Genomic DNA, 20,700 nt, shown 5'->3' with positions numbered 1-20,700 from the left:
GAGAAAGGAAGAGCCATGGAGGAAACTGTCGATGAATTGGTCGTTCTTTTTCAGCAAGATGAGAACGAAGACTATTTTATTCAGTTGGTGGAGCGCTTCAAAAATTTGATCTATAAGTATCAGGCCCTTTATCCGATCAAAGGGATGACGGCAGAAGATTATTTTCAAGAAGCTTGTATAGTTCTGTTTAAATCTGCGAAGATGTTTAAAAAGCAAGAGGCATATGGATTTGCCTTTTATTTTAAAACAGCTTGGAAAAATCGCCTATGTAGCTTGATGCGTAAACAATATAGTGAATGGCGAGGTTTAGGACAACAGGTATCGATAGAAGATTTCCACTCGACTATGGATAGTGGACAGGATATATTAAGGTGGATTGCCTTTATTGAAAAGCCAGAGACATCCGCTATAATCAATGAAAGTCTAGAAACTTATCGTGCTAGTCTGTCCCCTTTGGAAGATCGTGTGTTTACACTGATGCTTTCGGGTTATTCTGATGAAAATATTGCCAATGATCTACATTTGACTGTAGATCAAATCGGCTCTGCTAGGCGAAGATGTAAGAAGAAGTTACACCTTAGTTTAAAAACTGATGACACTTGCTCACATGACAAGAGATCAAGTTAGCTATTCTAATGGGATAGAGAGAAGCTAGCTATAGACCTCTAGAGAATTAAGCTGATGATTTTCAGAAATAAAAAAAGCATCTAGTTACAGGAAAAGTCAATTGTAAGGATTAGGATGTATTTCAATAGTGATAAAAGCGCATTTTTCATTTGACAAAGAGGACGGGCCTCTTTATGATTAAGGAGGACTTGTTAGCTCTATTATCGAGGACAAGTTGAGCGATATCGGCAAAGGAGGTCTGTCTCTTGGTCAAGAAGAAAAAGACAGGGTTAGCTTGTACAGTGTGTGGCTCGCGTAATTACACTATTCACCCGAGTGATCATCGGCAGGAACGGATTGAAATCAACAAGTTTTGCCGGTACTGTGGCAAGCATACGCCACATAAGGAAACAAAGTAGACTTATAAAAAGTAGGACAGCCCATGAGTGGGTAGGCAATAATGAGGTGAAATGATGGGTTTTTTGAAGAACGTAATGGATGAAATGCGTCAAACAACTTGGCCAACTAGCGAAGAAGTGAATCGTTATACTGTGACAGTTATCAGTGCAGTCATGCTTTTTGTGGTTTATTTTGCTCTGGCAGATTACGGGATCGATAAACTTTTCTCTACATTCATCCGATAATGTGGTAAACTATTTTGTAGAAGTTCTATGCAACAAACCTTTTCGTCCTCGGAGAGGTTTTTTGTTTAGAAAAAAATATAGGCTATTAAGCAAGTTTGAAGAGAGAATTATGTAGGGAAGAATGTTGAAGGAAAAGGAAAGGTGCCAAGATGGAAACAATTGAAACAGGTAAAGAGTGGTATGTTTTACATACTTACTCTGGTTATGAAAATAAAGTGAAAGAGAATCTCTTATTGAGAAAAAATAGCATGGGGATGGAGAATAATATTTTTGACGTTATTGTTCCTGAAGAAGAGGAAGTCGAAATCAAAGATGGTAAAGCAAAGACCAAAGTTCAAAATACCTTCCCAGGTTATGTTTTGGTTCAAATGATTATGTCTGATGAAGCTTGGTTTGTTGTGCGAAATACACCAGGTGTCACGGGATTTGTAGGCTCACATGGGGCAGGGAGTAAACCAGCGCCTTTACTAGATGAAGAGATTGAAGTTATTCTTCGCCGTATGGGCAAGGAAACACCGAAAATTGAATTGGATATCGAAGTTGGGGATTATGTGACGATTACTGATGGGGCCTTTACGGGGATGTCTGGTCGTGTAGAAGCGAAGAATGATGAAAAACAATCGCTCCGCGTAACAGTCGAAATGTTTGGACGAGAAACGACAGCAGAAATCGAATACTTCCAAGTGAAGAAGGAAGATCTCTAGTAGAGATGGGAAAATTGAAATAAAAGTCAAAAAATAGCGAAAAAAAGTAGAATACTATCTTGTTAAACTCGCTACATTATGGTAAAATACCGCAGTACATGTCCTGGAGAAGTCCAAGTCATGAACAAGTGTGGGAGGGAAATAGGAATCCCATTCAACCACATCACGAACAAACAAGGAGGTCAGTTTCGTGGCTAAAAAAGTTGTAAATGTCGTTAAATTGCAAATTCCTGCAGGGAAAGCATCTCCTGCTCCACCAGTTGGTCCTGCATTGGGGCAAGCTCAAGTTAATATCATGGGCTTCTGTAAAGAATTCAATGCGCGGACTCAAGAACAAGCAGGTTACATTATTCCTGTTGTGATCAGTGTTTATGAAGATCGCTCATTTGATTTCGTAACGAAGACCCCTCCAGCAGCTGATTTATTGAAAAAAGCGGCTAAGACCGACAAAGGCTCTGGGGAACCTAACAAGAAGAAAGTCGCAACAGTAACTCGTGACCAAGTTCGCGAAATTGCTGAAACAAAAATGCCTGACTTGAATGCAGCAGATGTCGAAGCAGCAATGCGTATTATCGAAGGAACCGCTCGTTCGATGGGGTTCGAAGTTAAAGAATAATTTTCGCAAGGTGCTAGACAATTGAAAGCTCCAGCCAAGGGTCCTATGTACCAAAGAGCTTTCGTGGGAGGTCTACCCGTTAAAACCACAAAATAGGAGGAATAACATTGGCTAAAAAGAGTAAACAATATGTAAATGCTGCAGAAAAAATCGAAAAAGGCAAAGCCTACTCGCTCGATGAAGCTGTAGCTTTAGTGAAAGAATTAGACTTCGCTAAATTTGATGCATCTATCGATGTAGCTTATAAATTGAACTTGGATACACGTCAAGCAGATCAACAATTACGTGGAGCATTTGTATTGCCTAATGGTTCTGGTAAGACTCAACGCGTATTAGTTTTCGCTCGTGGTGAAAAAGCTAAAGAAGCTGAAGCTGCAGGTGCTGACTATGTTGGGGAAGCAGAATTAGCAGAAAAGATCCAAAACGGATGGTTTGATTTTGATGTTGTTGTAGCTACTCCAGACATGATGGGCCAAGTTGGTCGCTTAGGTCGTGTGTTAGGTCCTAAAGGCTTGATGCCAAACCCTAAGACTGGTACAGTTACAATGGATGTGAAGAAAGCTGTTGAAGAAATCAAAGCTGGTAAGATCACTTACCGTACGGACAAAGCTGGTAATGTACAAGTTCCAGTTGGTAAAGTTTCCTTCGACGATGCTAAGTTAATCGAAAACTTAAAAGCTTTCCATGCAAACATTCTTCGCTTACGTCCAGCAGCTGTTAAAGGTCGCTACGTTCGCTCTATGACTATTTCATCTACTTTTGGTCCTGGGGTCAAAGTTAACTTTAATGAATTAGTCTAATAAATTAGTAAAAAAGACTTGACCGATTGTGCCCTTGTTGGTACAATCGGACAAGTGATATGTTCCGAAGACAGTAGGTGGCTTTTCCTTAATATCCTACCGAGGGAGAAATATACAGTGTATGTGTATCTCTATGTCTTCAGGCATGGAGTTTTTTTATTAAAAAAAACTCTATTTTAACTAAAGCTTGGAGGTGAAAGAATGGCAAAAGAACAAGTAATTCAACAAAAACAAGCGATTGTTGATGAAGTAGCAGATCGTATGCGTCAAGCAGGTTCTGTATTAGTCGTTGATTATTTAGGTCTTACTGTTGCGGAAGTAACGGAATTACGTTCCCAATTACGTGCAGAAGGCATTAGCATGCAAGTTATCAAGAACACGATTTTACGTCGTGCAGCTGAAGCAGCTGGTATTGAAGGCTTGAATGATAGCTTCGTAGGTCCAACTGCTGTTGTATTCGGTGGTGAAGACGTTGTAGCTCCAGCTAAGATTGTTGCTGGCTTTGCTAAAAAAGCAGAAGCTTTGGAAATCAAAGGTGGCGTTATCGAAGGCAAGGTTGCTACACTCGAAGAAATCAACACAATTGCAACTCTACCAAGTCGCGAAGGCTTGCTATCCATGTTGCTATCTGTTCTTCAAGCACCTATCCGCAATACTGCTTTGGCAGTCAAAGCTGTTGCAGAAAAGGGCGAAGAAGCTGCTTAATGGTCGCCTAGCGTATATATAAAGATTTAACTGAACTTACCTAACTAAGGAGGAAAAATAATGGCTTTAAATATTGAACAAATCATTGCTGACATTAAAGAAGCAAAAGTAACTGAATTAAACGAACTCGTTAAAGCAATCGAAGAAGAATTTGGCGTAACTGCTGCTGCTCCTGTAGCTGTAGCTGCTGGTGCTGCTGATGGTGCTGCTGAAGAAAAAACTGACTTCGATGTAGTATTGGCTTCTGCTGGTGACTCTAAGATCAAAGTTATCAAAGTTGTTCGTGAAATCACTGGTTTAGGCTTGAAAGAAGCTAAAGCATTAGTTGATGGCGCTCCTGAAACTCTTAAAGAAGGCGTAGCTAAAGCTGAAGCTGAAGAAATGAAAGCTAAATTAGAAGAAGTTGGCGCTTCTGTAGAATTGAAGTAGTCTATTCTTTTATCTGCCGTCTTCCCGTTATGGGAAGGCGTTTTTTTGTATGGGCACTTTGTCAAATTTTGTTGTTGTAAATTTTTTAGAGAAAATCACTCTTCTTCGGGGGAGTGATTTTTTGCACTTTATAAAATCTCTCTTTTTTTTTCAATAGCCTTCAAGAAATTTACCCAGTGCTTCATTAGCGGGTCGATTAATTTCATGTGGGTGTAGAGAGCAAAATGTAAAATAAATGACGACTAGCTATAATGAAGAAAGGGTAATGAATAAGGCTAAATCCTTTATAAGATATGAATTGTAAAATAGCCCTTCTTTAAAAGCTTGACAATACAACTCAAATATAAAGGTCAAATAAAATCAGTAAAAAATGTTGACAAATACTGACCAAAGGACTAAGCTATAGTCAGAGGTTGAGAGAAAGAGATTTGACCTCTATCACTTAAGAAGAGTGATCAATTAAGGAGGAATGCTGTATGTTGTTACCTAGCTTGTTTAGAGATGCTGATTTTGATCGGTTCATGTCTTCGTCTTTTGATCCTTTTAAAGATGTATGGGGAAATAACCGAACAGCTTTTCCTAGCATGCCTACCGATATTAAGGAGAGTGAAAACTCTTATGAATTAACTATCAATCTTCCAGGTTTTTCAAAAGAAGATATACAAATTGGCTTGAGAGATGGTTATTTGACTATTAAGGCAGATCATAGCGATAAAGAAGAAGAAAAAGATGATGAAGGTAACTTTATTCGCAGAGAACGTTATAGTGGATATTTGGAACGTAGCTTCTATGTTGGAGATAAAGTCAACGAAAAACAAATTAAAGCAAAATTCGATAAGGGAATTTTACATTTGGATGTAGAGAAACCTTTAGCTGTAGAAGAAGATTCAGTTAAAGCGATTCCTATCGAAGACTAAGATTAAGTGGTGAAGGTAAATCCTTTCAAGGCTTGACCATGAAGTTGGAATTACTTTGACCAGTTGAGAGATAAACTCATAGGATATATCTCTTGATAGATTTTAGTCTAAGAGATGAATCGAGTTCTATTCTTGCAGGACAAGTAGCCTGCCATCCACGTCAATTTATCATTTTAAGGAGGTTGAGATGTCATTCTCAACCTCTTTTCTATTTGTAAGTCAAAAAGACTTAAGGTCAGCTGATTGAATGCTAGTTATTTTTTTAGCAATCATAGGAGCATATGAAGGGAGAGAGTTTAACTGCTCTCTCTGGTTTTTATAGAAAGGAATTGCCTTCAGTTTTATAAGTTTCTTTTTGAGAGAAAGTTAGGCAAAAGATCATTTTCTTTAGGGAAAGATGGTAAAATGCTAGAGAAGACTTTGTTGCTAAAGCCATTAAAAGTGTTTTAGAAGCTAAAAAGGAGGAAGCTGATGACGAGTCATTATTATAGCCAGCAACCTGATGTAAAAAGTAAACCTAGCTTGGTACAAGCCAAATTACGTGGGAAAGACTATGAATTTACTACTGATCATGGCGTCTTCTCTCGTCAAGGGATTGATTTTGGCTCCCGTATATTGATTGAAAGTATCCCAGAAGAATGGTTGCAGGAGGCCCATTCTCTTTTAGATGTAGGTTGTGGTTATGGGGTAATGGGAATTAGTTTAAGCCGAGGATTTTCCATCGAACTTGACCAAGTTGATGTGAACGAAAGGGCTTTAGAATTAACGCGATTAAATCGACAACGCTATGGCATTAAGTTAGGTGAAGTTTTTTTGTCTGATGGTTATAGTCAAGTTGGAAAATATGACTATGACTTGATTATTTCTAATCCGCCTATCCGAGCGGGTAAAGCAGTAGTCCATCGCATATTAAAAGAATCCTACGATCATTTAAGAGAAGGGGGCCGATTTGTTTGCGTTATTCAAAAAAAACAGGGGGCGCCAAGTGCAATGGATGCTTTAGAAAAAACTTTCGGGTCAGTCGATAGGCTTGCGAGAGAAAAGGGCTATTGGATTTTATCAGTTCAAAAATGAATGAGACGCTGAGTTAGGAGAAAGATAGGAAGATGGAAGAAGATAGTAAAGCATTAATAGAGTTAAGACGGGAGTTTCATCGTTTGGCAGAACCTGGTTGGATGGAATATCGTACAACGGAACATTTAATTAAGGCCTTGCAAGATGATCGCATTCTCTTGCATTATGGAAAAGAGATTTACGCTGGGGAGCGTTTAGGCTTGCCGACTAAAGAAGAAAAAGAACGCTATTCGTCTGGCCTACACCTAGCTATTGAAAAAGCAGAAGAGGTTCTCGAGGGATATACCGGAGCTATTGCTGTAGTCGAAACCGGAAAGGAAGGGCCGACTATTGGCTTTCGATTTGATATTGATGCCTTGCCTTTAAAAGAGTCGACGGATGAAGATCATCTTCCCCATCGATTACACTTTGAATCCGATCATCTAGGGGCAATGCATGCATGTGGTCATGATGGGCATATGGCTATTGGTATTATGTTCACGAAATGGTTAGCTCAACATGCAAAGCAACTTAAAGGGAAATTTATCGTAGTATTTCAACCAGCTGAAGAAGGCGTTCGTGGTGCCAATGCCTTAGTGAATGGAAAGTGGTTAGAGCAAGTAGATTATTTCTTTGGGATGCATATAGGGATGGGTTTAGCCAGTGGAAAAATTTGTGTAGGGACTGAAGATATACTGGCAACCGAAAAAATTGATGCCATCTTTACCGGAAAGTCAGCTCATGCCGGAGCCCACCCAGAAGAAGGGCGTAATGCTATACTTGCAGCAGCTAGTGCGGTTTTGGGATTGCATAGCCTACCTCAAGATGCTAATGGACTGGCAAGGATTAACGTAGGTAAAATTGAAGGAGGGAGTGGAAGGAATATCGTAGCTAACCATGCGCAGCTTGCCTTAGAAATAAGGGGAAGTAATGAAAGAGTCATGGAGGATTTAAAAGCAGGGGTAAAACGGATTTTAGAAGGAGCAGCTATTCAATATGGCTGTCATTTAGAAAGCTCTTGTAAGGGGCGCGCAGAAGCTTGGTATGATAAGGATAAACTTTTTCATGATCAACTCACTATCTTCCTTCAAAACAAGGGCTATGCTTTATCGGACTTTTCGATGAAGGGATCAGAAGATGTCGCTTTGTTCTTGAATAGGGTACAGGAACATGGTGGAAAGGCCATGCATTTTATGTTGGGCTCTGATTTAAAGGCGGCTCATCATCAAGAAGCTTTTGATTTCAACGAAGAGGATTTGATAACAGGACTGGATTTGTTTAAGGATCTCGTTCGTTTTTTGATGACAAATCCTATAGGGAATAAATAAACATATAAGGCTGATTCTTTCTCTAGGGGAGGAGTCAGCCTTGTCGTATTAAAAGCTAGGATAGGAAAGGGGAAAAGGATAAATTTAATTAAGTCGATGCTTCAATGGGGGGGATGCGTTTTGGGGTGCTTGAGAAGATAAAATAGGAGTGGGGGCTGTAACATTTGAATAAGCAAGCAGTTAAGGAAAACTTTCAGAAAAATGCTTGCATATAGGAGGAAAAATCTGTATAATTTATCTGGTACGATTGTTGGAAAATAGTCTGTGCCCAGTGAAATATTGTCCACTGTGCACATAATTGCGAACAAAAGGGAAAATTCTACCGAGAATTCAGAACTTTTGTCTTTTTTTTGTCAAAAAAAGGGCTCTTTTCTTATTTGTAACACAAAGTTAATATTCGTAATAAAACTGTAGCATTACTTTTTGGATATAGGGGTGGAAATCTTGCTAGGACATAATGTCAATTATGGGAAACACCGGGTACGGCGGTCTTATGCCCGAATCGGTGAAGTGTTGGAATTACCGAATTTGATCGAAATTCAAACCAATTCTTACCAATGGTTCTTGGAAAAGGGTTTGATTGAAATGTTCCAAGACATTTCTCCAATCGAAGACCATTCAGGGAATTTGGCGTTGGAATTTTTAGATTATGAATTGCAAGAGCCAAAATACACGGTAGCAGAAGCTCGGGCACACGATGCGAACTACTCTGCACCAATGTATGCTAATTTGCGCTTGGTGAATAAAGAAACAGGTGAAGTAAAAGAACAACAAGTCTTCTTTGGCGACTTCCCATTGATGACGGACATGGGGACTTTTATTATCAATGGTGCTGAACGGGTTATCGTTTCTCAGCTCGTTCGTTCTCCTGGCGTTTATTTCCATGATAAAGTGGATAAAAATGGACGTGAAAGTTATGGAGCTACGGTGATTCCTAACCGTGGGGCTTGGCTAGAATATGAAACAGACGCTAAGCATATTTCTTATGTGCGTATTGACCGAACTCGGAAAATCCCATTGACTGTTCTTGTTAGAGCTTTGGGCTTTGGTGGGGACGATCAAATTTTGCAACTCTTTGGGGATTCTCCAACATTACGTTTAACGATTGAAAAAGATATCCACAGAGATAGCTCTGATAGCCGGACAGAAGAAGCTTTGAAAGAAATCTATGAAAGATTACGTCCAGGCGAACCTAAAACGGCAGAAAGTGCTCGTAACCTCCTAAACGCTCGTTTCTTCGATCCACGTCGCTATGATTTAGCACCAGTTGGTCGTTATAAGATCAATAAGAAATTAAGTTTGAAGACACGCTTGATGCATCAAACCTTAGCAGAAAACTTAGTGGATGAAGAAACTGGTGAATTGTTGGCTAAAGACGGGGATGTGGTCGACAAGGCTTTGATGGAAAAATTGGCACCTTATTTGGAAAAGGGTTTGAATGAAATAACCTTAACGCCATCTGAAGATGGGGTGATCAAAGAGCCAATTGTTATCCAATTATTTAAGGTATATTCAAAAGAAGATTCAGACCGTGTAGTACATGTTATCGGTAATGGAAATGTTCATGAAGATTTTAAACATTTATTAGCTAGTGATGTGATTGCTTCTTTGAGCTACTTCCTTAACCTTTATGAAGGAATGGGAACAACTGATGATATTGACCACTTAGGGAACCGTCGTATTCGTTCAGTTGGGGAACTCTTACAAAACCAATTCCGTATCGGTTTAAGTCGTATGGAACGTGTGGTTCGTGAACGTATGTCTATTCAAGACATTTCTACTGTTACCCCACAACAATTAATCAATATTCGTCCAGTAGTGGCGGCGATCAAAGAATTCTTTGGTTCTAGCCAATTGTCCCAATTCATGGACCAAACGAACCCTCTTTCTGAGTTGGCTCACAAACGTCGTCTATCTGCCTTAGGGCCTGGTGGGTTGACGCGTGACCGTGCGGGTTATGAAGTTCGGGACGTTCACTACAGTCACTATGGCCGTATGTGTCCAATTGAAACGCCTGAAGGACCAAATATTGGTTTGATTAACTCCTTGTCCACTTATGCGAAGATTAATAAATTTGGATTTGTTGAAACACCTTATCGTCGTGTTGACTGGAGAACGCACAAGGTAACCAATAAGATTGATTACCTCACAGCTGACGAAGAAGACTTATATACTGTAGCCCAAGCTAACTCCAAGTTAAATGAAGATGGTAGTTTTGTAGAAGACGTTGTTATGGCGCGTCGAGTAAGTGAAAATATCGAAGTTTCTGTTGAACAAGTGGACTACATGGACGTTTCTCCAAAACAAGTAGTTGCAGTAGCTACGGCATGTATTCCTTTCTTGGAAAACGATGACTCTAACCGTGCTTTGATGGGGGCTAACATGCAGCGGCAAGCTGTGCCGTTGATTAACCCTAAAGCTCCATTTGTAGGAACTGGGATGGAATATGTGTCGGCTCATGACTCAGGGGCAGCTTTAATTTGCCGCCATGATGGAGTTGTTGAATATGTTGATGCGGATGAAATTCGGATTCGCCGTCCTGAAGGTCAGTTGGATAAGTACGAAATTGTCAAATACCAACGCTCTAACTCAGGAACTTGCTATAACCAACGACCTAACGTTCATTTGGGCGAGCAAGTTGAAGTAGGGGATATCATTGCTAACGGTCCATCTATGGAAGATGGAGAATTAGCTTTGGGGCAAAACCCGTTAGTTGCTTTCATGACCTGGGAAGGTTATAACTACGAAGATGCGGTCATCATGAGCGAACGTTTAGTGAAAGATGATGTCTACACGTCAATCCATATTGAAGAATTTGAATCAGATGCCAGAGATACGAAACTTGGACCTGAAGAAATTACTCGTGAAATTCCAAATGTTAGCGAAGATGCCTTGAAGGATTTAGATGAAATGGGTGTTATCCGTATCGGGGCAGAAGTTCGTGATGGAGATATCTTGGTTGGGAAGATCACACCTAAAGGGGTAACTGATCTTTCTCCAGAAGAAAAACTTTTACATGCCATCTTTGGTGAGAAAGCGCGTGAAGTTCGTGATACGTCCTTACGTGTTCCTCATGGTGGTGGCGGTATCGTTAGAGATATCAAGATCTTTACTCGAGCTAATGGGGATGAACTTGCTCCAGGTGTCAACATGCTTGTTCGAGTTTACATCGTTCAAAAACGTAAAATTAACGAAGGCGATAAGATGGCTGGGCGTCACGGGAATAAAGGGGTCGTTTCCCGTATTCTTCCGCAAGAAGATATGCCATATTTACCAGATGGGACACCAATTGATATCATGTTGAACCCATTAGGGGTGCCTTCACGGATGAACATCGGTCAGGTGCTAGAATTGCACTTGGGGATGGCTGCTCGTGAGCTAGGTATTTATGTAGCGACTCCGGTATTCGACGGGGCGCAAGATACTGATGTATGGGGTACCGTTAAAGAAGCAGGTTTGGCTAAGGATGCCAAGACTATTCTTTATGATGGACGTACAGGTGAACCGTTCGATAACCGCATTTCTGTTGGGGTTATGTACATGATCAAGTTAGCTCACATGGTTGACGATAAATTGCATGCTCGTTCGACAGGCCCATACTCCTTAGTTACGCAACAACCTTTAGGGGGTAAGGCGCAATTTGGGGGGCAACGTTTCGGGGAAATGGAAGTTTGGGCTCTGGAAGCTTACGGTGCTGCTCATACACTACAAGAAATCTTGACCTACAAATCAGATGATGTTGTTGGACGTGTGAAAACTTATGAAGCTATCGTTAAAGGTCAACCAATTTCTAAACCTGGTGTGCCAGAATCATTCCGCGTTTTAGTGAAAGAATTGCAATCGCTTGGTTTGGATATGAAGATCCTTGATGAAAATGACGAAGAAATTGATTTGAATGGTATGGAAGAAGAAGCCAGCATTTCTTATGGCAAGGTAGAAGCATTCTCTTCTAAACCTGCTACTAGAGAATATGAAGAAGAAAAGAATCTGGTAAACGATGACACGGAAGATTTAGAAGAAGATTTAGCAGATGAAAGTGAAACTGTTGAAACATCTTCTGATGAAACCCCGATGGATTAGAATTGCTAATCGGAATGGGAGGTTAGCCCTTTGATTGATGTAAATAAATTTGAAAGTATGCGCATTGGCTTAGCGTCTCCAGAAAAGATTCGTAGCTGGTCTTATGGGGAAGTTAAGAAGCCGGAAACAATTAACTATCGGACTTTAAAACCAGAAAATGACGGGCTGTTTTGTCAACGGATTTTTGGTCCTGTAAAAGATTTAGAATGTGCTTGTGGTAAACACAAACGCATGAGTGAAAAAGGTAAAGTTTGCGAACGTTGTGGAGTAGAGGTAACTCGATCTAAAGTACGTCGGGAACGCATGGGGCATATTGAATTAGCTGCCCCAGTCTCCCATGTTTGGTATTTTAAAGGCATTCCATCTCGTATGGGCTTATTGTTAGATATGAGCCCTCGTGCTTTGGAAGAAATCATTTATTTTGCTTCCTATGTGGTAACTGATCCAGGTGATACTGGTATGGAAGTGAAACAATTGTTGACAGAACGGGAATACCGTGAACGCAAACGTCAATTTGGGAACAGATTCCAAGCAGCCATGGGTGCAGAAGCAGTGAAAACTCTCCTGGCCAATGTCAACATTGATAAAGAAATTGAAGAACTACGTGAAATGTTAAAGACTGCAACGGGTCAAAAACGGACTCGGGCTATCCGCCGTTTGGATATCTTAGATGCCTTTCAAGAATCTGGCAATGATCCAACTTGGATGGTCTTGGATGTTATTCCAGTTATTCCTCCAGATTTACGCCCAATGGTGCAACTTGATGGGGGTCGGTTTGCAACTTCTGATTTGAATGACCTTTATCGTCGGGTAATCAATCGGAATAATCGTTTGAAACGCTTGTTGGATTTGAACGCTCCGAATATCATTGTTCAAAACGAAAAACGTATGCTCCAAGAAGCCGTGGATGCCTTGATTGACAATGGTCGACGTGGCCGTCCAGTAACTGGCCCTGGTAATCGCCCATTAAAATCTCTGTCTCATATGCTGAAAGGGAAACAAGGGCGCTTCCGTGGAAACTTATTGGGTAAACGTGTAGACTATTCTGGCCGTTCTGTTATTGTCGTTGGACCAAACCTTAAGATGTATCAATGTGGTTTGCCAAAAGAAATGGCTCTTGAACTCTTTAAACCATTCGTGATTAAAGAATTAGTTGAACGGGAAATGGCCGCTAATATCAAGAATGCTAAACGGAAGATCGAGAGATTTGATAATGACGTTTGGGGAATCTTGGAAGAAGTCATTAAAGAACACCCAGTTCTATTAAACCGGGCACCTACTTTGCACCGTTTAGGGATCCAAGCCTTTGAACCTACTTTGGTAGAAGGGCGGGCTATCCGTCTTCACCCATTAGCCTGTGAAGCGTATAATGCCGACTTCGACGGGGACCAAATGGCTGTTCACTTACCACTTAGCCAAGAAGCTCAAGCTGAAGCCCGTATTTTAATGTTGGCTGCTCAAAACATCTTGAACCCTAAAGATGGTAAGCCAGTTGTTACTCCTTCTCAAGATATGGTCTTGGGGAACTATTATCTCACCATGGAAGAAGAAGGCAAGAATGGTGAAGGGATGATCTTCTCTAGCGTAGATGAAGTAATCCTTGCTTATGAAAATGGTTGTGTTCACCTACATACGCGTATTGCCTTCGATCCTAAAGCCTTGAAGGAAAAACCATTCTCTGATTGGCAAAAAGAACGATTGATGTTAACGACTGTCGGGAAGATTATCTTTAACCAAATCATGCCAGATGAATTCCCATATTTGAATGAACCAACGGCTGAAAACTTAGAAGTTCAAACCCCTGATAAATACTTTGTAGAACCAGGGACAGACATTCGTCAAGTCATTAAAGAGTCTAAGTTGGTATCACCGTTTAAGAAGAAAAACTTAGGGAATATCATTGCCGAAGTCTTCAAACGCTTCAAGATTGCTGAAACCTCTAAGATGTTGGACCGCATGAAAGATTTGGGTTATCATATTTCTACTCGTGCTGGTTTAACAGTAGGTATAGCAGATATTACTGTTGTGGATACCAAGGCAGAAATTCTAGAAGCAGCCCATAAGAAAGTGGATCAAATTACCAAACTCTACCGTCGTGGGTTAATCACAGATGCAGAGCGTTATGAACGAGTTATTGAAGCTTGGAACGTAGCGAAGGAAGAACTGCAAAATGAATTGATGGATTCCTTGGATGACCGAAACCCTATCTTCATGATGTCGGATTCTGGGGCGCGGGGGAATATCTCCAACTTTACTCAGCTCGCCGGGATGCGTGGGTTGATGGCCGCTCCTAATGGTAAAATCATGGAATTACCGGTAACGTCTAACTTCCGTGAAGGGTTGACCGTCTTAGAAATGTTCGCTTCCACTCACGGGGCTCGTAAAGGGATGACTGATACGGCCTTGAAGACCGCCGACTCTGGTTACTTAACTCGTCGTTTGGTTGATGTGGCGCAAGATATTATTATTCGTGAAACGGATTGTGGATCAGATCGTGGCTTGAAGATCTCTGCTATTATGGAAGGCAATGAGGTTATTGAACCATTAGAAGAACGTCTAATTGGCCGCCATGCTCACAAGACAGTCCGTCATCCGGAAACAGGCGAAATTATTGTCAGAAAGAATGAAATGATGACAGAAGATATCGCTCGTAAGATTGTTGATGCTGGGATCAAAGAGGTAAGCATACGCTCAGCCTTTACTTGTGATACTCGTCATGGGGTCTGCAAGATGTGTTATGGCCGCAACTTGGCAACCGGTTCAGAAGTTGAAGTTGGGGAAGCAATCGGAACTATCGCCGCTCAATCTATCGGGGAACCAGGGACTCAGTTGACCATGCGTACCTTCCATACTGGTGGGGTTGCTGGGGACGATATCACTCAAGGTTTGCCTCGGGTTCAAGAAATTTTTGAAGCTCGCCATCCTAAAGGGCAAGCGGTGATCACAGAGGTAACCGGTGAAGTTATTTCTATTGATGAAGACCCAATTGCTCGTGAAAAGAGCATGACGATAAAGGGAGAAACGGATACTCGTACTTACGAAATTCCATATACCTCTCGTGTGAAGGTAGCAGAAGGGGACCATGTCAAACGTGGTCAAGCCTTGACGCAAGGGTCTATTGATCCTAAAGAGTTGCTCCGTGTTCGTGATGTCTTGACAGTTAAAAACTATCTCTTACGTGAAGTGCAAAAAGTTTACCGTATGCAAGGGGTAGAAATTGGCGACAAACACATTGAAGTAATGGTTAACCAAATGTTGCAAAAAGTTCGGATCATGGATCCAGGCTCCACTAACTTGTTGCCAGGAACAATGATGGATATTGGAGACTTCTTGGATGCTAATAATAAGGTGATTAAGTCAGGCGAAATGCCTGCGACAGCAAGACCAGTTCTTCTGGGGATCACTAAGGCATCTTTAGAAACTAACAGCTTCTTATCTGCTGCCTCCTTCCAAGAAACGACTCGTGTCTTAACTGATGCAGCCATTCGAGGTAAACGTGATACCTTGCTCGGCTTGAAGGAAAATGTCATTATCGGTAAGATGATTCCTGCTGGGACAGGGATGCAACGTTACCGGAAGATGAAGCCTTCTACAGAAACAGAAGAATTAACCAACTCTGCATATCGCTTGTCTGATGGTCAAGTGCAAAATGTTTCAGCTGAGGGATCTTCAAAAGAATAAATGAAATGTCTAGCTAGAGCTTATGTAAAAGGGTATCTAAGAAATAGATGCAAACACACAGTCCCTAGGGCAAAAACCTCTTTATAAAAAGTTCTAAATAAGATAGCAAATAGCACGTCAAAAGTACAGACAAATGTACAATTGACGTGCTATTTTGTTTGCTTGTCGTTAGGGAAAATGCTGATGAATTATACATATAATATAAAACTTTTTGGCGAAGAAGATCATCTTTTCTAAAAAATGGCAACAACAAAACTTGACAAAATGCCAGAATTCCTCAAAAAGGCAATTGGATAAAACGCTAGAACTTAGCTTTGCCTAGCCCCTTCTATATAAGGAGAATTTGCTTTTTATGAGCTTTAGAGGTGGTGTAAAAGATAGGTAGCCAAAGAGAAATAAATCATTAGGCCACAAGCGTCATTGATCGTCGTAATAAATGGTCCTGAAGCAACGGCAGGGTCAATTCCTACGCGGTCGAATAGCCCAGGGACCACGTAACCAATAACAGTAGATACACTCAAGGTTGCCCACATGGAGACAGCGATAATTCCAGAAAGGACAATATTCTTGTATAAGAAGAAAGAGAGGAAGAAAATAGAAATTCCAGCAGCCAATCCAATAAGGGCACCGGCTAAAAATTCTTTTATCATGATGGAGAAGAAGGTTTCTTCAGATTCCTCGCTCATGGTTAAGCGTCGAACGGAAACAGCTAGAGACTGGGTTCCAACGTTACCAGCAGAGTCCATGATAATGGGCATGAAAGCTGCTAATGCGACAACCTTGGAAATAGTGCTTTCGAACATAGCGATTAAGTTCGCCGAAATTAATCCTAAGAAGATAAGAATAACAATCCAGAGTACACGGTGTTTGGCGATTTGGAAGACAGATTCTTCGTCATCATCTTCTTCATCACTAGTTGAAATACCAGCGAAGCGGTGGAAGTCTTCAGTAACTTCTTCTTCTAAAATATCCATAACGTCATCGACAGTAACAATTCCAAGGAGAACATTATCAATAGTAATAACAGGAACCGCAACTAAGTCATACTCTTGAATGACATGGGCGACATCTTCTTGGTCATCAATCACATGAACAGAGACAATTTGTGTGTTCATCAGATCCTTCATTGGTGTATTACCTGGGGAAAGTAGAAGTTCTCGAATAGAGACTACCCCCTGGAGATGAAACTGTTCATCAACAGCATAGATATAGTAAAAAGTTTCTGCGCGGTGGCCAATATTCCTCATAGTTTGGATAATGTTATCTACGGTATCGTTAATATCTACAGTAATTACTTCGGTGGTCATGATGGCGCCGGCTGTTTTGGCTTCGTGTTGAAGCATGCGTTCGATAATAGCACGGTCTTTTGGCTTCATCATTTCTAGAAGGTTTTGACGTTTATCTTCTTCTAAGCCGTTGATAAAATCGACCACATTATCATCCGCTACATAGGAAAATACTTCTCTCAAGTAATCTTTCGGCAAGTAGTTTAAAGATTCTTCACGATCTTCTTGCTCCATCCAATCGAAAATTTCAGAGAATTCAAGCGGAGTTAGAAAATTGATAATTCTAGCCTTTTTTTCTTTGGGTAATTCAATAAATAGTTCTACTTGGTCATTTTCATGTAATTTAAGGAAAAGATCTCGAAAACGTTCACGATCTCCTTGTTCCCCTGCAGCTAAGATGTCATCTCTATAAGCTTTACTCGCTCGATTATTTTCCTCTTCCATTCGTAGCAAGCGTTCTTCATCTTTTGTTACCATAACATCCCTCACCTTTCCTCGATCGGCTGAACCGATATATTTGGAAGTCGAACGACCGTGTTGCAGAGTAAAAAATGCAAAAAAACACGCTGAATGAGAGCGTGTGATTACCAGTAGATCTCTAGGGGTATCTGCACCTCATCGTATCGATTTTAGCTCTGATTAGCATAGGCAGAACCAGCCACATTAGAACATCCCTTAATTCGAGAAATTCTGCTGACCCATTGGCGTCTTTGGACATTTCTGGGCAGTGGCTTGTCTCTAATTCAGTAGCCTCACCTAACAAGGTTATTCAATTTCCACTAATATTATAGCCCATTGCCCATATTAAACAATAGCAGATGAACTGTTTTTTAAGAAAGATTTACTGATTGAATAAAAAGAGGAGGATTATAAAAGAATACAATAATTTAAAGCTACAAAAACATGAAAGTAAATTATGAAAGCTTGAAGGAAAAGCAAATGATAGCGGTTCTAATTTTGAACAAAACAAATATCTATGATATATTTAAAATGTTGGGTCTAGAGCTAGTATAGGTTTTCATGAACGTATTTTTATGAATGAATGCTTATACAGGGGAAGAGGTAATTGACTCTTTCTGAAGGATCCCACAGTAATGGTGAAAAAAGAAAGGAGAAGTACAATGCATAAAAAGTTAGATTCAATCGGAACTTTAGCGATCCTAGGTGCGGTATTGGCAGGTCTTATTGCCCTACTGTCAGTCGGTGGAAATCCTGGGAATATGGCCTTATGTACGGCTTGCTTTATTCGAGATATTATGGGGGCTCTCGGTCTTCATTCTGCACCACCAGTGCAATATTTTAGACCGGAAATTGTTGGCATTATTTGTGGAGGATTCATTGCGGCTATAGTTTCTGGGGAATTCAAACCGACTAGTTCGGCTAATCCGGGCTTACGATTTGTCGGCGGACTTATTTTAATGATAAATGCCTTAGTTTTCTTAGGATGTACTTTACGTATGGTCATTCGTTTAGCTGCTGGGGATCTTAGTGCTGTTGTTGGATTGATTGGCTTTATTGTGGGGGTATCTGCTGGGGTCTACTTCCTTAAACGTGGATTTTCTCTTCCTAAGGGTGAAGAAACGGCTAAGGGGAATGGTTACGTTCTGCCAGTTATTTTTGCTGGCCTATTCATTCTGTTCCTGCTTGTACCAAGTATGTTCCATTTTTCGAAAATGGGGCCAGGTAGCTTCCATGCCAATGTAGCCTTATCCTTAGTAGCAGGTTTAATTTTTGGTGCAATTGCTCAGAAAATACGTCTATGCTTTGCTGGAGCATTTCGTAATGTTATCATGATTCGAGATTTTAAGATGATAACGCCGATTGTTAGCTTATTTATTGTTTTAACGATCTTTAATATAGCTACTTCACGTTTTGCACTTGTCCCATTTGGCCCAATTGCTCATGCGCAACATCTTTGGAATTTCTTGTCTATGTTTGCTGTAGGATTAGCAGGTATTCTCTTTGGAGGTTGCCCAGTACGCCAAGTGGTTTTAGCGGGGACTGGCCATGGTGATGGTATTGTCACAACAATTGGGATGATGGTTGGAGCTGCTATGGCACATAATTTTGCTTTGGCTTCGGGGCCTGCTATGGCTGCAACAGCAGAAGCTCCAGCAGTTGCCGGTGGACCAGGTATAGCAGGGCAAATAGCTGTAATACTGTCTATTGTTATCTTATTTATTATTGCTTTCCGCTACAGTTCCAAGAAATAAGGGTATTAGATGGGGGAAAAATATCTTTATCTCACATTTTCTACAACAGCCGATGCTATAGCCTGTGAGAAAACGTGTAAGGCTCATGGCATTAAAGGACGCCTGGTAGCTGCTCCTAGGCAAATGTCGGCTGGTTGTGGGTTGGCTTTTCGAAGTGGGCTAGAAGAAAGAGAAGCTCTTGAGGGTATTTTAGCTAGTCAAGCTATTAATATAGAAAAGATCCAAGAAATATAAAAAAGGAAAAGGTCACCAAGGAGGTAGGTGACCTTTTTGGGTGAGCTAAATTAAGAAGGGCAAAAATTTATAGAGCTGTCAAACTTTAACAGAGGAAGAATAGGAAAGGAAAGATGACTTGAAAAAAGATAAACAAGGATGAAAGAAAGTGCAATAAAAGGTAGAAAAGGAAGCTCTTTTTTTGTTTTGCGGTGCCTAAAGAAATAATAAGCTTGCCATACTAGGGCTAGTCCACTAGCGAGTAAATTGAGTAAGATAAATGGGGAAAAAGGAAGGTAACAAGCTAAAAGGGATAAAGCTTTTATATCTGCCCCACCTAAGCCCCCCTTTAGAGATAGGCTCATACACCAAAGAGAAAAGTAGACTAACAAGAGGGCAAAGTAATGGTGGGGAGATGGAGAAAGTTGGATCAAGAAGAACATGAGAATCCAAAAGCGATCGGGTATAGAAAGGATCATACAATCGACTACGCTAGAACTTAAAAGTAAAATACCGATAAGAAAAGCAAGGCAGTTAGAAAGAGAGGGGGAAGTCCCATAAAAAAGTCCAGTAGTCCAGATGCCAGCGCAAATTTCCCCGAATAGATGATAAGAGGGGATGGGATAGTGGCAGTAGCGACAACGACCACGAAGAATGATATAGGAAAAGACAGGGATTAAGTCAAAGCAACGTAGGCTAGTCTGGCAATGGAAGCAATAAGATCTAGAACGACGCGGTACTTGGTAAATCCATCTAGTGCACTGGGCGGTTAAAAAGGAAAAGAAAGAACTGCCATAAAAAAAGAGTAAAACACAAGAAAAGGCAGGGGCAAAATAGTTTTTTTCCATAGACTTTTACCTCCGATAAAAATTAGGCAGCCAAAAGAAGGATGATTTTCTACTTCGGTAATAAACTACGCAACAAAAAGGGAAAATGATGTGCGTTTTTTTGAAAATAAACTTTCTGTCAAAAATAATAAATAAGTCTTCTTCTCCTGAAAGATATGGCGCATAAAAATGAAGAAAGGATAGTTCCTTTTTTAAAATAGAATTGGTAAAAAGCAAAAAAAATTATTTTTTATCTTTACAAGGTAAAGCTTCTGTGTTAGTATATTTAATGCGTTCTTCGAAGAAGGACGGCGACATTTGTCAAAAAGATTTCAAAAAAATAAAAAAGTTGTTGACAAATGAATTTCGAAATGCTATTATGTAATAGTTGTCGCTTCTATAAGACGACAACGGTTGACCTTTGACAATTGAACAAAAAGACGCACCAAAATGTGTAGGGGATGTTGACTCAAGCAGTCACATCAAACCTAAAATTTCTGATTGGTTTTGGATAACCAATCGTGCCAGTAGGCAAAATCGTTGAGCTAATTCAACTTTCTTTCATGAGAGTTTGATCCTGGCTCAGGACGAACGCTGG

General features: G+C 40.5%; 17 protein-coding genes, 1 riboswitch and 1 other annotated feature. Of the genes, 15 read left to right on the top strand and 2 right to left on the bottom strand.

Going from position 1 to position 20,700, the window contains the following annotated elements; genetic code table 11:
• Positions 1-15: 15 nt before the first annotated feature.
• The 13 genes from D3H64_RS07595 (at position 16) to rpoC (ending at position 15,563) form a co-directional block, all read left to right on the top strand.
• Positions 16-627 carry a sigma-70 family RNA polymerase sigma factor gene (locus D3H64_RS07595; protein ID WP_121565650.1) on the top strand — a complete coding sequence of 204 codons (612 nt, stop codon included), beginning with the start codon at positions 16-18 and terminating at the stop codon, positions 625-627.
• A 245-nt stretch (positions 628-872) separates the two neighbouring features.
• On the top strand, positions 873-1,025 hold the full coding sequence (rpmG, locus tag D3H64_RS07590) for a 50S ribosomal protein L33 (RefSeq protein ID WP_121565649.1): 153 nt from the start codon (positions 873-875) through the stop codon (positions 1,023-1,025).
• Between the two features lie 54 nt (positions 1,026-1,079).
• Positions 1,080-1,250 (top strand): preprotein translocase subunit SecE, encoded by a 171-nt coding sequence (gene secE / locus D3H64_RS07585; RefSeq protein WP_121565648.1) that lies wholly within the window; start codon positions 1,080-1,082, stop codon positions 1,248-1,250.
• 149 nt (positions 1,251-1,399) lie between these two features.
• Positions 1,400-1,954, top strand: coding sequence for a transcription termination/antitermination protein NusG (gene nusG / locus D3H64_RS07580; protein ID WP_121565647.1), 555 nt, complete (start codon positions 1,400-1,402; stop codon positions 1,952-1,954).
• Positions 1,955-2,144: 190 nt separating this feature from the next.
• Positions 2,145-2,570 carry a 50S ribosomal protein L11 gene (gene rplK, locus D3H64_RS07575; RefSeq protein ID WP_121565646.1) on the top strand — a complete coding sequence of 142 codons (426 nt, stop codon included), beginning with the start codon at positions 2,145-2,147 and terminating at the stop codon, positions 2,568-2,570.
• Between the two features lie 107 nt (positions 2,571-2,677).
• Complete coding sequence (rplA, locus tag D3H64_RS07570; protein WP_121565645.1) at positions 2,678-3,370, top strand: 50S ribosomal protein L1; 693 nt, start codon at positions 2,678-2,680, stop codon at positions 3,368-3,370.
• 46 nt (positions 3,371-3,416) lie between these two features.
• Positions 3,417-3,537: a sequence feature (ribosomal protein L10 leader region), on the top strand.
• Between the two features lie 34 nt (positions 3,538-3,571).
• Entirely contained in the window at positions 3,572-4,075 is a 504-nt protein-coding gene (gene rplJ, locus D3H64_RS07565) for a 50S ribosomal protein L10 (RefSeq protein WP_121565644.1), read from the top strand.
• A 60-nt stretch (positions 4,076-4,135) separates the two neighbouring features.
• A complete protein-coding gene (rplL, locus tag D3H64_RS07560; protein ID WP_121565643.1) occupies positions 4,136-4,504 on the top strand; it encodes a 50S ribosomal protein L7/L12 in 369 nt (122 codons plus the stop codon).
• 476 nt (positions 4,505-4,980) lie between these two features.
• Positions 4,981-5,421 (top strand): Hsp20/alpha crystallin family protein, encoded by a 441-nt coding sequence (locus D3H64_RS07555; RefSeq protein ID WP_121565642.1) that lies wholly within the window; start codon positions 4,981-4,983, stop codon positions 5,419-5,421.
• A 471-nt stretch (positions 5,422-5,892) separates the two neighbouring features.
• On the top strand, positions 5,893-6,495 hold the full coding sequence (locus D3H64_RS07550) for a class I SAM-dependent methyltransferase (protein ID WP_121565641.1): 603 nt from the start codon (positions 5,893-5,895) through the stop codon (positions 6,493-6,495).
• 32 nt (positions 6,496-6,527) lie between these two features.
• Positions 6,528-7,802 carry an amidohydrolase gene (locus D3H64_RS07545; RefSeq protein ID WP_121565640.1) on the top strand — a complete coding sequence of 425 codons (1,275 nt, stop codon included), beginning with the start codon at positions 6,528-6,530 and terminating at the stop codon, positions 7,800-7,802.
• 444 nt (positions 7,803-8,246) lie between these two features.
• Positions 8,247-11,882, top strand: coding sequence for a DNA-directed RNA polymerase subunit beta (rpoB, locus tag D3H64_RS07540; RefSeq protein WP_121565639.1), 3,636 nt, complete (start codon positions 8,247-8,249; stop codon positions 11,880-11,882).
• A 30-nt stretch (positions 11,883-11,912) separates the two neighbouring features.
• Positions 11,913-15,563, top strand: a complete 3,651-nt coding sequence (rpoC, locus tag D3H64_RS07535) for a DNA-directed RNA polymerase subunit beta' (RefSeq protein WP_121565638.1) — start codon at positions 11,913-11,915, stop codon at positions 15,561-15,563.
• Positions 15,564-15,922: 359 nt separating this feature from the next.
• On the opposite strand, the gene mgtE is transcribed toward rpoC, so the two are convergent.
• A complete protein-coding gene (mgtE, locus tag D3H64_RS07530) occupies positions 15,923-17,326 on the bottom strand; it encodes a magnesium transporter (RefSeq protein WP_233554918.1) in 1,404 nt (467 codons plus the stop codon).
• Between the two features lie 130 nt (positions 17,327-17,456).
• Positions 17,457-17,620, bottom strand: a riboswitch (M-box (ykoK) riboswitch).
• Positions 17,621-17,970: 350 nt separating this feature from the next.
• Here mgtE and yedE point away from each other — a divergent pair.
• Together yedE and D3H64_RS07520 are read left to right on the top strand one after the other, a co-directional pair.
• Positions 17,971-19,062: a YedE family putative selenium transporter gene (yedE, locus tag D3H64_RS07525; protein WP_121565637.1), complete on the top strand. Its 1,092-nt coding sequence runs from the start codon at positions 17,971-17,973 to the stop codon at positions 19,060-19,062.
• A gap of 9 nt (positions 19,063-19,071) precedes the next feature.
• Complete coding sequence (locus D3H64_RS07520) at positions 19,072-19,296, top strand: DUF3343 domain-containing protein (RefSeq protein ID WP_121565636.1); 225 nt, start codon at positions 19,072-19,074, stop codon at positions 19,294-19,296.
• A gap of 50 nt (positions 19,297-19,346) precedes the next feature.
• Here D3H64_RS07520 and D3H64_RS10595 read toward each other — a convergent pair whose 3' ends face one another.
• Positions 19,347-20,123 (bottom strand): A24 family peptidase, encoded by a 777-nt coding sequence (locus D3H64_RS10595; protein ID WP_121565635.1) that lies wholly within the window; start codon positions 20,121-20,123, stop codon positions 19,347-19,349.
• Positions 20,124-20,700: the final 577 nt, after the last annotated feature.

Origin of the sequence: Atopobacter sp. AH10 (assembly GCF_003664595.1) — a bacterium.
GTDB lineage: Bacteria > Bacillota > Bacilli > Lactobacillales > Aerococcaceae > Atopobacter.
The sequence above is the reverse complement of the archived record's forward strand: the minus strand, read 5'-3'. Positions and strand labels throughout refer to the sequence as shown.